The sequence below is a fragment of the Bacteroides sp. BFG-606 genome (assembly GCF_024788145.1).
GTDB lineage: Bacteria > Bacteroidota > Bacteroidia > Bacteroidales > Bacteroidaceae > Bacteroides > Bacteroides vicugnae.
On the sequence record NZ_JANUIL010000001.1, the window covers coordinates 4887218 to 4901406 of the forward strand.

General features: G+C 38.0%; 9 protein-coding genes. All 9 read right to left on the minus strand.

The features are described 5' to 3' along the window. Positions 1–15: 15 nt before the first annotated feature. The gene (locus NXV01_RS18625; protein ID WP_259023054.1) at positions 16–1524 is read right to left on the minus strand and encodes a TolC family protein; all 1509 of its coding nucleotides are present in this window, start codon (positions 1522–1524) and stop codon (positions 16–18) included. 23 nt (positions 1525–1547) lie between these two features. Next, positions 1548–4634, minus strand: coding sequence for an efflux RND transporter permease subunit (locus tag NXV01_RS18630; protein WP_259023055.1), 3087 nt, complete (start codon positions 4632–4634; stop codon positions 1548–1550). Positions 4635–4733: 99 nt separating this feature from the next. After that, positions 4734–5825 (minus strand): efflux RND transporter periplasmic adaptor subunit, encoded by a 1092-nt coding sequence (locus NXV01_RS18635; RefSeq protein WP_259023463.1) that lies wholly within the window; start codon positions 5823–5825, stop codon positions 4734–4736. Between the two features lie 8 nt (positions 5826–5833). After that, positions 5834–7489, minus strand: coding sequence for an O-antigen ligase family protein (locus NXV01_RS18640; protein WP_217722080.1), 1656 nt, complete (start codon positions 7487–7489; stop codon positions 5834–5836). 3 nt (positions 7490–7492) lie between these two features. Next, positions 7493–8371, minus strand: coding sequence for a signal peptidase I (lepB, locus tag NXV01_RS18645; protein ID WP_217722082.1), 879 nt, complete (start codon positions 8369–8371; stop codon positions 7493–7495). A gap of 8 nt (positions 8372–8379) precedes the next feature. Then, positions 8380–10194 (minus strand): glutaminase domain-containing protein, encoded by a 1815-nt coding sequence (locus tag NXV01_RS18650; RefSeq protein ID WP_259023056.1) that lies wholly within the window; start codon positions 10192–10194, stop codon positions 8380–8382. Further along, positions 10191–12200 (minus strand): discoidin domain-containing protein, encoded by a 2010-nt coding sequence (locus NXV01_RS18655; RefSeq protein WP_259023059.1) that lies wholly within the window; start codon positions 12198–12200, stop codon positions 10191–10193. The genes NXV01_RS18650 and NXV01_RS18655 overlap by 4 nt, the downstream gene beginning before the upstream one ends. Positions 12201–12212: 12 nt before the next feature. Beyond that, positions 12213–13091, minus strand: a complete 879-nt coding sequence (locus NXV01_RS18660; protein ID WP_148366959.1) for a DUF1573 domain-containing protein — start codon at positions 13089–13091, stop codon at positions 12213–12215. Between the two features lie 28 nt (positions 13092–13119). Continuing rightward, the gene (locus tag NXV01_RS18665) at positions 13120–14157 is read right to left on the minus strand and encodes a BF3164 family lipoprotein (RefSeq protein WP_148366960.1); all 1038 of its coding nucleotides are present in this window, start codon (positions 14155–14157) and stop codon (positions 13120–13122) included. Positions 14158–14189 lie beyond the last annotated feature (32 nt).

Genomic DNA, 14189 nt, shown 5'->3' on the forward strand with positions numbered 1-14189 from the left:
CCTAAATTAAAATTATCATTTGATCAACTTCCCTCCGTTAAAATCAAACCTGTCCGAAAGCGAAAGTTTCGAAGCAAAATCAAATAGAGTGAGCCTTCGTATCTTATAATAATTCAGCCAATAGTTCTGTAAGGCAGAGATAAAATTGCGTTGTGCCTGTTGCTGTCTGTTGAGAGAAAGAGTCAGACTATTAATATCTGCTTTACCGATAATAAAACGCTGTTTTGTTTCATTGTAAGCAAGTATGGACAGATCCAACGCTTCTTCCGCACTGGCTATCAACTGCTGCTGGATATTAAAATCGCTTACTGTCATGATTACTTCCTCCTCGATGCTTATCTCATCCTGACGTGCCGATATCTTCACTACATTCAGATTATTCCTCGCCATATTATACTTTCCCTTGCGAACACCCCAGTCCAGTAGCGGAATAGAAACACTGACTGCCACCAAATCCTGCTGCATCGGCTTATGATACACATCCCCGAAGTTATCCGCCACCTGGTTGAAGCCAATACTCGCATTCACACTTGCATTAAAGTGAGATTCCTTTTTTGTCTTATCCACACTTCGTTCCGCTTCAAGTACATTCTGTTTCAGGCCCAACAATTGCGGGTTATTATTCCTACCCCACTTCAAAGCCTCATCTATCGGAATTTCCATCCTTTCCGGACGGGAAGGAAGTTTTAATTCAATTTGCGTATTCTTATCCAGATTGAGAAAAGATGCCAGTGAGAACATAGCCCGTTTCAGATCACTCGCTTTATTTTGTAACGTATTCTGCGCATTCACACGATCCAGCTTCAACGTCAACAAATCAGCCTGCGAAATAGCCGCAATTCGATGACGCTGTTGCCCTATACGATACAACGTATCCGTAGAAGCCAGATTTTCTTTGGCTAGATTATATTCCGCCTGTGCCATAGCCAGAGAGAAAAAATAATTAGTAGCAGTTTCCGACACCTTTTCCACATTATAGAGAAATTCCTTTTTTACGCGTTCGTATTTTAACGGCTCTATCTTCCGTTCCCATTTAAAGGAATTATATCCCACCAGACTTTGTGAATATCCAATTCGTATAGGGACGCTCGTGAACTGTGTCGCACTGTTCCCTCCGAAATTACGCATATAGGCAAGATTCGATTCCAGGTAGAATGTACCTCCAGTCAAATCAAAGTTCTGTTTCACACTCAACCCTCCATAAGCATAGTAAGACTGTTGCGTACGATATACATCCAAATCCTGCCCCGAATCGTATCGTTTCGTTATATCCCGGTTATATTGTGCCGGAGTAACATCCAGTGTCAGACTAGGCAAACGATTTGCCCGGTAAGTCCTGTATTCCCAATAACCGGATAAATACATATTCTGCGTACGGAAGGACTCCAACGAACTGTCGTTGGCAAGAGAAATAGTCCGGTTCAAATCCAATACCAGGTGTTTCTGTGCTCGAAGCTGGGATTCACCACAGAGGACACAGAGGGCACAGAGGAAAACGGGAATTCTTTTCTTTAATCTATTCATAACTCTCATTTTTGGACTAATACTTAATACCTAATACTTATTTTCTTGTTCCTATAAATAAACCAGTAAAGCAACGGTATGATAAACAGACTCACCGCCGTACCAATCGACATCGTTCCTATCATAGCAATAGACAGAGGTTTTTGCAATTCCGAACCCATATCCGAAGAAAAAAGCAGTGGTACCATTGCGAATATTGTAGTCAATGAAGTCATGATGATCGGTCGTAAACGTCTTCGGCCAGCTTCATGTATAGCTTCTAATAGCGGGACACCTTCCTTACGTAATTCATTAATAGCATCCAGTTTCAGAATAGAGTCATTGATTACGATACCACAGGTAACAATAAGTCCGATAGCAGACATTAAATTCAGCGTATGTCCACAAATCCAAAGCAAAAGCAAGGCAAATGCAAGGTCAATCGGTATCTCCGCCAGAACAAGCAAAGGCTGCAAAAAACTTTCAAACTGTGCGGCAAGAATAAAATACATCAGCAACAACGAAATAAATAAGATTACCACCAATTCATCCAGCATCTCGCTATTGGAAAAGAAACTGCCGGAAAAACCGGTATCCCAATCCTTCATTTCTTCCGCTGTTTGTTTCACCTCTCTTATGAGTTTGTTCCCGTCCGATACACCGTAAAAATCAAAAGGGATATATTCCCCGTTACGTCCGGCAGCAATACTCTTCAAGTCTTCGGCAGGAGTGACCGTCACCAGCTCCCGGAGTGGAATATACTCTCTGTTGCCTTTATTGTCCGGTTCAGTCTGTATCAATGTTTCCTGTAATATTTCATTCACAGTCTTCTCACTGCCCGCAACGTTAATCGGAAGATATTGCTGGTAGGAATGCAGCATAGTCACACTATTTTCCCGGAAAGCAGTTTTCAAGACTCGATAAAGTTCATTGTAAGCAACACGGTAAAGCAGTAGCTTTTCCTTATTGATACTTAGGTTCAACTGATTTTCAAAAGCAATACCTGTAGGAGCGATTCCCGTTCTTCGGAATAACTCCTGTTCCAGCATCCGGATATCTCCCGCTTCCGGTGCTTTTGCCTTATTACGGGTGTAAAATTCGGCTATGATATCCGGTTCTCCCGTTACAAAAAGCTTCTCAAATACCGTCTCCGGTGGAGAGAAAGAAATAACGGAAAGCGGATAATCTTCTTTCAGTTTATGATATATTTCCTGCTGCAAAGGATTGATTGTTTCTGATGTCTCCGTTCGGAAATAGAGTTCTGCTTCGGAAGAAGAAAGTTCCCTTTCACGATTCAGAAGAAAATCCTGTCTGCCAACCGATGCCGTGTGCTCCAATACCTGTTCTTTTAAATCCTTAAAAAGCTCATCCACACGCCGCCTGTTTTCATCCACATGAATATTTTCATTCCACTCGATTCGGGCGATCAATTCATTCTCTTCTATATCAGGCATCCGCTGCTTGTCTATAAAGAAAAAGAAGAATACACAAAGCGGAATAGAGATAATACAAAACAATACACTAAATGTTTTGTGACAGAACACCCAATCCACACCGGCATCATAGAATCGATCCAATGTATGATCCTTTATCGGATTATTAAATTTAAAAGAAAGCCATTTCCATTTCCGGGTATGAATACCTGTCCGATAAACCAGCAGATAAAGCACCGGAAGAAGCATAATACCGGTAAAATACGAAACCATCAGTCCCACTGTAACCGAAAAGGCCTGATCATAGAAAATAGCTCCGGCAATACCACTCATAAAAATCAAGGGAGCAAATACAGAAATGGTAGTCAGGGAAGAACTCAACATGGGTGTCACCACTTCACTTGTCCCTGTTATACAGGCGCGGCGCAATGAATATCCCCGTTCCCGGTATTGTGAAATATTTTCGGTCACAATGATCGAACTGTCAATCATCATACCCAATGCCAGAATTAATCCGGCAAGCGAGATGATATTCAGGGACATATTGCACAGATAGAAGAAAACAAAACTAATCACGATAGAAACCACCATACTAAGTCCGATCACCAACGGAGATTTCACATCTCCCAAAAACAGGACAGCTACCAGACAGATAAAGAAAAAACCTAAAGTAAGATTCTGTTGCAGATTTGAGATGGTGTAGTCCAGTAGCTCCGTCTGGTTACGACTGATATTGAAGTCAATATCAGGATATAACCGCCTAAAATGCTCCATCGTCCTTACCAAAGACTGTTTCATCTTATCCATATTCTCATCCGCCTGTTTAATAACAGCCAGTGTCACCGCCCTTTTTCCATTCGATACAGATACGCCTTTTTCTTTTACAGGTACGATACTAACTTTACAGAAATCCTTTAATTGGATAATGCGGTCTCCTTTGCGCAGATATATATTTCCCACATCTTCCGCAGTACGTAGCAAAGAAGAGAATTTTATATTGTATTCATAGTATCCGTCACGCACTGTCATACTGCCCGGCTCCACATTATTGGCAGCCAAGGCCGATTCAATATCTTCAATAGAAAGTCCCATCATGGCCAACTTATCCTCATCGGGTACAATCTGTACCTGACGTTCCACCAATCCGGTCACATCTACCATGGCCACTTCCTCAAGCTGTTCTATCCTGCGTTTGATTACCGACTCGGCAAACTCACACAAATCAAGGAAAGCCTGCTCTCCTGTAGTGCTATAAGCACTATCATTCTTCAAGGTCAGATTCAGGTAAAACACAGGAATGTCCGTTGCACTTGCCTTGATAACTTTCGGGCGTTCAGTATTCTTTGGAAGGTAATTCATTGCAGCGTCTATTTTTTCATTGACCTCTATAAAGGCAAGATCCGTATTAGTGCCGAACTCAAAAGATAGACGGATAATACCTGCTCCATCCCTTGATTCACTATGAATATCTTTTAATGTAGACACCTGAATCAGTTGGCTTCGCAAAGGCTTCACAATCGTATTTTCCAGTTCACGAGCAGAGGTATTGGCGGCAGACACCTGTATTGTTATCTCCGGAATGGCAATATTCGGAAGCAACGATATAGGCAAAGTACTATATGTCACCAACCCGATTATAAAGCAGGCAGTAAAAGCCATCAATACAGCGATAGGACGTTGAATTAAAAATTTTATCATAATTACTCGATTTTGGCACGGATTACACAGATTACACTGTTGTTGTATACTATCACAATTCTAAAAACCGTGAAATCCGCGCAATCCGTGCCTTTTTGATTATCTTATATTTACTTCCGCTTCATGTGCCAGATTCAGATTTCCGGTCACAATAACCGTATCTCCTTCCAATAACCCCTCTTCAATACCTTTCTGTGATTTATCCGAAACGACATACTCCGTTGCATTTTCCAATCCTGTATGCACATAATTCCACATAGCTTTTCCTTCTTGTAAAGTAAATACCACCTGTTTACCGGAACGTAATACAACAGCCGTTTTAGGAATGACCAATTGTTGCCCTAAACTTCTTTTGACACTTACTCTTACGTTCATACCACTAAATAACTTTCCCTGTCCATTTATTATAGCCTTCACCTTTACCATTCCGTTCGAATCTACCAACGGATTTATTTCGGATACGCTACCTTCAAACGAACCTCCTCCGGCATAAGGAGTAATCATCACTTTATCACCTGTTTTAATAAAAGCCAACTCATTCTCCAACACTGTAAAATCTGCTTCCATCCTTCGATTATCAATAACCGTACAAAATACCTCGGAAGTATTAGCTAAATTATATGGTTTAGAAAACAGATTAGCCACTATTCCATCGAAAGGAGCAACCAGTGTAGCATGTTCTGTTTCTCTTTTCATTAATTCATATTGAGATCTCGACTGCTCATACCCGCTCTTCACTTTCGCAAGTCTCATTGTTTCTGCAGGAACCTTACTGAAGTCCTCGGAAGTATATCCCTGTCCAATAAGCACATCTTTCAGTTCCAATTCGGCTTTCAACAAAGCATCTTCCGTTTGAGACAATTTTTGCTCCAGACGAAATTTATCCAGTTCAGCCAACTTTTGCCCTTTACGAACCCGATCGCCATTCTTGACATAAATATGAGCAATCACCTCCCCTGTTTCAAAACGGAGATCAACCTGCCCAAGAGCACTTACCTTACCGTTACTGACCAATTCGTGATGAAAATCACGTTTCTTTAGTATTTGAGTAGTAACTTCATTCTTTGAATCAGGAAGAACAGTAGAAACACCTTGTTCCTGTTTATCCACATCGCTTTTCTTGTCAGAACAAGACGTTATTAGCATTCCTAATGTCAGACATGACAATAACCATGTACTATTGTGTTTCATCATATTTATCAGTTTATTTGTTTCAATAGTTTCTTTACTTCCACTCTCATCTCTTTTACTGCTGTCGATTGAACCTTCGGTTCTTTTGTCAATACAACCTCAACCATACGCTTTAATTTTTCAGGTTGTTGGTATTTCGGCTCCACATACAGTTTTGCCAGAAGATAATATGGATAAATTCGTCCCGGAAGCCGATGCGTAGATCGAATCAGACTCTCTTCCGCTTTCTCATACTTTCCTACTGCCTGATAGTTCTTACCTATAATATTTAAGATCATTGGGTCGCAACTGTGCTTCATTGCTTCTTCCAGAACTAGAGTCGAACTATCATATTGTTTCAATTTATGCAAACAATACCCATATTCAAAAAGAAAGGCTCCCCTATTCTTCAATTCGGAATACAACTTTCCATATGCTTCTTTAGCAGATTGGTATGCTCCGATATTATAAAGCATTTTGCTATGATACCAATCCTTGCATACAGCATATTGATTGTTTTTCCAATAATATGTTCCCAATAGAGCTATTATCGAAATAAAAAGCAATAATATAATCTTCAAGCGTCCAATAACACAAGCAGCCAGCAGGAAACAAAATGTCACAGCAAATCCTGGAATCTGCATCGGATAAGAAGAAAAGGCAAATACTAAAACCGCAATTACCCCTCCACAAAGACCTGTTCGTCCTTCACTACTCCCCTTCCAAAGACAAAATGCAATTATCAATAAAACTACAAATAAAAAAGGAATCCCATATTCTACCGCTACTTGCAGGTACTCATTAAAAGCATATTCCGGACTACCTGCCACCAGTTCTTCTGTTTCCGAATACTCTTCGTTTGCAAAATAATTTTCCTGTGCCCTGCCATAAGCTAAAACAAAGTTCCCCATTCCATATCCTACAACAGGGCTTTCGGCAATAGCACGAGTGCTGATTTTCCACATAAACAGGCGTCCGCTGGCAGAAGCTGCTTTTAACTGAAAAAGTGAATAACCGACCACTGTAAATATAATCCCTCCTGCAATACAAGCCAACAGAACTTTTCTCTTATATCTCTTTCTAATCTCCTTTAGCTTACTTCCCCATGAAACGTGTATTCCATACACCCATGCCCCTGATACTGCGGCGGAAATCCAAGCCGAACGGCTCATTCCGGCAGGTAGTACACAAAAAATCAGCAGCATAACCCCTAATGCCATGTAATACACTCCACGTTCTATCCATGTACGTTCCGTCTTTTCTTTCAGATTTAGCCATTCATGCAGGCAAAGCGGAAATATCATTGCCAAATATCCCGAGTAAGGTCCCGGATTATAGAAAGACCCCGTAAGTGCATATAAAGAGTGATTAGAGACAGCCAAACCATATATTTGTCTCAATCCCCAGATAGCTTCAATCCCTCCCAATGCAATCAATACCCATGTCACTATTGATGGAAAAGACAAACAGATTTTTCTATTCAAGCAAAAAGAAAATAAACAACAAATGATAAAGACAACTGCCATACGTCCCAAGCATAGTTTTTGATATGCCATATCGCCAACAGGAATATCGCTCGGAGTAGGAAAAGCTACTACACACAAAATTGCCACAACTCCTGTAAAAGCTATCACATCCGCTATATTCTTTTTTGTTATTTGCTTCAATTCCAACTTGACTTTCATTATTTACTTGATTTTCGTCATTATCCTATTCCAACAAGGTTTCTCCGTAACTTTGTCTTCTGAATACCATATATGGGTCGCCTTACCTACAATATATTCTTCCGGCAGCATCCCCCAATACCTTGAATCCTGCGAATTAGCCATATTGTCGCCGGACACAAAATAATAGTTCTTTTCAAAACGATACCGAGTAATTATGCTGTCACCTAATAATACTTGCCCATCTTTCAGAGATAGTTTCTCTTTCTGTTCCCAACCTATCAATTGCCTGTACAATAGACAGCTCGTACGATTCATCATTGTTGTCTGACCTTTCTTTGGAATTAGCAGTGGCCCGAATTCATGGATAGTCCATCCTAGTTGTTCATCATACGGAAATGTATTTACCACAATGCCATATTGTTCCGGATGCTCCAAATCCGCAAGATTTTGCTGCGCACTACTATTTCCTAACTCCTCATTACATCCCTTCACCTTATAAACTCCCTCCCTAATTTCTAAAACATCTCCCGGTAAAGCTATGCAGCGTTTTACATAATACTGCATTACATCCATCCGGATACTATCCCACCGAAATTCCTGATAAGGGAAATTAAACACTATCACATCATTTCTATTTAAAGCTCCCAATGCAGGTAATCGATAAATATTCACATCTTTTTGTTCCAATGCAGCAGCCACATCGAACAACCTTGCCCCCATGACCATCTTATTCACCAATATCCGGTCACCGGCTTTTAATGTAGGCTCCATAGAATTCGATGGAATCTTGAATGAAGTAAAACAGAATAACTGTCCTAGAAACATCAATCCCATCAAACAACATATTACAGATGAGACATCCAGAATTCTAATTATTATCTTTTTTATTTTTAGCTTCATACTACCTATTATTTTTGTCTCCATTGTATCAGTTTCCGATAAGCTCTCCATCCCAATATTTTTTTCACTCGCTCATCATTCTCATCCAATAATTCAGAAACAGAAATTGTTTCATTCTGCATACATGATTCCAAATAAGTAGCCCATTGCTGTAACAATCTCCAATGTCTTTCCGCATAATCAAAATCCTTCTCCAATTCTACAATAGCTAAAGCCATCATCAACATATCGGCAGCGACCTCAATACCATGATCTTCTACACTTGACTGACGGCCTGATATCGGATAAGTCCCTATATCATAAGGGGGATAACTTTTTACCCAATCATTGTTCTCACAAGTTTCAAAAACAGCATTCAGTAATCCTTTCATTAAATCAACCCGTCTCCAAAACAATAGCGTAGGAAAGTATCTGTAGATTTCTCTTATATTGCCCAGAGTATCCCCGAAACAATAGGTTTTATTGCCCATACCCACCACAAGCCTATGATTAGCCATAAAATTCCGATACATGGGCAGTATCTGTGCTACATTGCTCTTATATCCATTACGAGATACATTTTCTTGTAAAAGATTATCCATCTCATCACATTTTTTCTTTAACACCCAACATTGATCCCCAACAAGCGTCATTATATCTTTTATTGTTTTTTTCCCTTTCATATTCCAACAAGGAAACATATTCTCCCCCTCATACTGCATAATTTTGTCTTCCTCATATCCTAAAAGCAAAGCACCACAATCAGCTTGCTCTCCACATAATTTCTGTGAAAATATAGCATGTCCGTCTTCATAAGAGTATTTTGCTCCTTCTGCCTTCATTTCGACAAAAAAACGATCAAAAGACCATTCCATATCTACATCAAACAAGATCTCAATATCAGGACATTCCCCTTCTTTAGGGACTACATGATATGTTATAAGCCCTACCGGACACCCCATCACCCCTAATTCGTCCAATAAGCCGGGAGAGACAAAATCAAGCTGTAATTCCACACTTCCACACTGAAAAACATAGTGAGTTTGAGTTGCTTGCACATCCACCTGTTTCAAAGTTGCCGTATCCTGCTCACAATAAATTTGATTTTCTATATATAATCCAAAATCCAATAATGCAAATCCTCCTCCTTTATTATGCCCAAATGCAGCAATTATATTATCTCCGCTCTGCAACTGATTAACAATCTTTCCAGAAAGCTGTTTACATTCTATTTGCGTAGATTGACCTTCTATCTGCGAAATATGTTCTCCATTGAAATAAAGTTCAATCTGACCATCACAAAAATATCGGACATACATTTTTCGCCCTCTCAAAGCCTCCTTGTCATTAATAGTAATATGCCTACGTACATAAATATTATTCGCTCCCCACAAAGTATGGACTGGATAATATATATTCTTAACCCCAAACGCACCTATTCCATCCTGCCATTGCGAATCATCAAATTCCTGTTTTTCCCAATTTGCCCCCGGATATAAATATGAATATTTACCACTCCATCCTTCACCGCTATAAACAGGAGCAATAGGGACAATACGCAGTGAATCACCACCTATAAAACGATACAATTTACCATCGACACGTAAAATGCCAATCATAGGAAATTCTTTTCCTGTGCACAACCGCAAATATTGCTTATACAATGCAGCACTGTCAGCCTCTATCGCAAAATCAGGAGAAAGGGGCATTAAAGTATGTCGCACTGTATAAACTGACAAAGAAGAGACTTTCTCTTTTTCGAACCGATGGCAAGCCCATACCAGTAAGACAGCACTCATTGATATTATCCATAAAATCATATTCTGAATAATTCTATTTTTCATTTCCATACCTGAATACCATTTTCATAAACAAATATCCGTTCATCCACTCCCCTCGTATGATTACGTAACAACAAAAGTACATCCTTCGGAATACTCCGATAGACAATCGAATCGGTAGTCGCCTTTATCATACCGGCAGACTTCCAGTTTCTATCACAATAAAAAAGCTCATAAACATCTCCAGAGCGAATATAATTATCTCTATTACGTGGGGTGTAAACAATTCTATCTATCTGTACATTCTTTCCGGCATCCAGTCCGGTCCATCCTCCAGTTGGCTCAATATAATCAAAAGATGTCCATGTTTTACCATCAAAAGCATTTGTATATTCATGACTTCCATCTTGCTGGCTACACCCAGGGGTTCCCAACACTTTACCTTTCAAAGCAGTAGTATCATTTGATGTATAAAAGGCTATCTCAGCAACATTACAATTAGCATTTTCAGGGCCTACATATCTGAAATAACGATATTTCTTATCAGACCAACTTTTGACAACTGTTCTCAAACGACAAGGTTTACTCTGGATAAGAAATAGAGTATCCTTATCTGCAAAATCCGCCCTATTACTTCCCTCAAAGATGCCTCCTACCATTCTATCTCTGAAAAGATTCTCCGTATCGATATTAGATTTAGCATATAATATTACATCTTGTTTTTCTTCTCCAGCTGAATAATAATGGCTTTTATTAGTCCACCCATCCACAATAAAAGGATCGGTCACAAAATGCAATGTTCCATTCTCGTAAGTAGCTACCCTCATCATAGAACTTTTTTTAAAGTTTCGGAATACCAAATTATTCCTATCATATTCTGTCCAATCTACAGGAATCCAACTATCACGACTACTGAGGCATAAGTAAGCAATCTTCCCATCTCTCTTTTCCCTATATATCTTCTCTAAAGGTATTTTAATCTCCTTCTTATAATATTGAGCATATCCATGAGTTACATCTTTGAATTTAGGTAGTCGCCAAAAAGGATATAATTCTTCTCCATAAACTACCATTGATTCATATAGATACCTATTAATGCTAAAAGTATTTCGGTATATCTTAGCACTCATATCCATTCCATACCACCAACTCTTGCGAACCAGCTGCAAAGGTTCCGGAAAGTCCATTCTATAGTCTTCTCCATTTTTATCCCAAGTCACTAACCAAAAATGACCGTCACTTCCAGAACCACTCATTGGGATAAAATCAATGGCGCAAGGGATTCCTAAAGCTCTGAACAGATATACACAAAAATCTGTTACTTCCCTACAAGATCCTGACAAATATTGTACATATTCCGGTCCGATATGTCCAAAAGAGGTTGGAGTAATAGATGTAAAAATATGCTTCTTATTTGGTAACCGTTCTAACAAATATTTAGCAGCAACTAACGGATCTTCGGTATCCAGCGAATCAGATCTCCTTAATGAATCCAATAATGAATTGTATTTTTCATAGTACGTTTCACGCCAATAAGTTAATGGTTCATCACCTATTCGATAAGGCAACAAGTATTCGCAAAATGTATCAAATGAAATATTCTTTCCCCATGGTTGCTCTTGCCAAACTTTAAATGCCCAATCAATATTATGGCACAAATACGCAGAATCTATTTCCATAATATCACGTTTCTTCTTAGGTTCTTTCATTGGACCAAAAACTTTTTTGACTGAATCCGAAACTTGCTGCGGTGTTTTACCCTTACGTACTTTTAGCCAAGCATAATAAGACTTATAATTCTCTAATTGTTCTCCACTGGAGTAAGTGTAAAAAGGCATATTCTCTATTAAAAAACAAGCCGCTTTATATTTTAAACTATCAGCAGGATTCTTCTTATAATAGTAAAGTGCTTTTTCTAATTCCTTTCGATTATCACCTGCCACTTGCAAAGCAACTTTCCTAGGAATGATAGGTTCTTTAGAAAATATATTATTCAAAATATCAATTCCTACTATGATAAGTACCGAAATCAGAAACCAGTAAATACATTTTAAATATAACTTCGCCATATTTATCATTTTCTATTTCGCATTGCCTACCACCCTCACACTGAGCGGACTGCCTTCAACATTGCAATAAACGGTTATCGTTTTATCAAAATGTTCAGGATATTCAGCTCGATATTTCACTTTCAATCTTAAATCTTGCCCTGGACGAATCGGTTCTTTACTATAATCCACTATAGTACAACCGCAGGAAGTGGTAATTTCTTCAACAACAAACAAGGCTTTACCAATATTGGTTAGTACCCAGTCAGCTGTTTGTTCCTGTTCCCAATCAAAGTTACCAAAGTCAATATATTTATTATTAGATTTTATCTGCGTCAATATCTTGTTACCTTGTGTCATTATCGATTCACCAGTAATAATCTTCAAATATAATTCCTTTATTTTAGGATTATGAACAGGATTTCCAACAGCAATAACCTTATTGCTTCTATCCAATAAAAATGTCTGAAAAGCCATATCTTGCGGAAAATTATTCAAGATATTGAGTGAATCATGTTCATCTATACATACTGGATAATTAAAATTACTACGTCTTAAAATTGAAATAATCTCATTTCTATTCTTAGGATGTAGAAAGAAATGAACCGGTATAGAAGAATCTGCCAAAGAATCAAGCCCAACGATAAAATCCAGCCATTCTCGCAATTTTAATTTACAATTCATACAACCAACAGAATCCACATAAGTGATAATAGAATATTTATTATCCAAAACTGGATATGCAGAAACAGTATCTTGTCCATATATTGTAAAATACATTTGTGTTGGATAAATAATTTTTCGCTCGTTCCATTCATCAATTATACGAATTATTCTGTCTGATGGTCCTCTGCAAGAACATACAAATAATGATAAACTAATACCCAATAAACATACCCAGTTTCTTTTCATAGCACTTCACCCATTAGAACAATAGCTATTAATTCATATCATAAACAGTTATATTAGGCTCTGGTACATGAGACAAAACATAGATTTTATCTGCTTTTTCATCAATGCAAAATGCAAATGCAGGTTTAGAAATAGAATATCTACCAATAATATTTCCAGTATAACTATAAACATGAATTTCTTTTCCATAAGTTGCTACTGCATCCATATCATCTGCTTCACCTGAATACAGAGCATAGATTTTATCATCACCAATATATGCAGACAAATATCCTATAGGAGCATTATTTATAATAGATGTACCATCCATCCTATAATCCAATTCGTGAATGACGCTTTCCCATCTCTGAGTTATTCCTGTTTTTTTCACATCATAACATGAAAGAACAGATGCATTATAAATAATTTCTATCAGTAAATCCTTATTACGCGATAACACACTTTTACCATAATTAGCTATAATATGTGACATATCAGAAATACCAGCCTGTGGTTTAGGTCTATACTTACCAAAATAACCAATAATCTTCAATGAATCCGATAAAAGAGTATATTTTCCTTCAGTTGTCAGTCCGGTTGCCAAATACCCCTCATTTATTCTCAATATTTCATGAAATCTTACATCTTTATTTTTAGAAAGTATCATTTTAGGTAGATAGTTGTTATTCATAATTAATAATGAATCATAGTCATATACACCTAATTTTGAGGAAACTGGATCAAAAAGGCTTATCTTAACTCTGCTATCTGAATTTCTATAAATGTCAATATTGTTAACATGTAAATATTCGTATGGTCCTTCTCCCTTTTTAGCAAAAGACAGAAGTATTTCTTTTTTTTCTAAATCATATATCTTCACTATTTTTCCTTCATCAAACATATCAACAATAAAAAGTTTATTATCAAATAATTTTACTATCGTTGGAAGTCCTAAAAACAATGATAAAGAATCTATCTCTGCCAAATCCCCTAATTGAGTAATTTTCTCTAAATCAACTTTTTTATTATTCGATTGACCACACGAAACCATAGTCAACACTAACATTAATAAAATGAGTATACGCATATTATAAGTTATTGCAAGGATGAAACTTGATT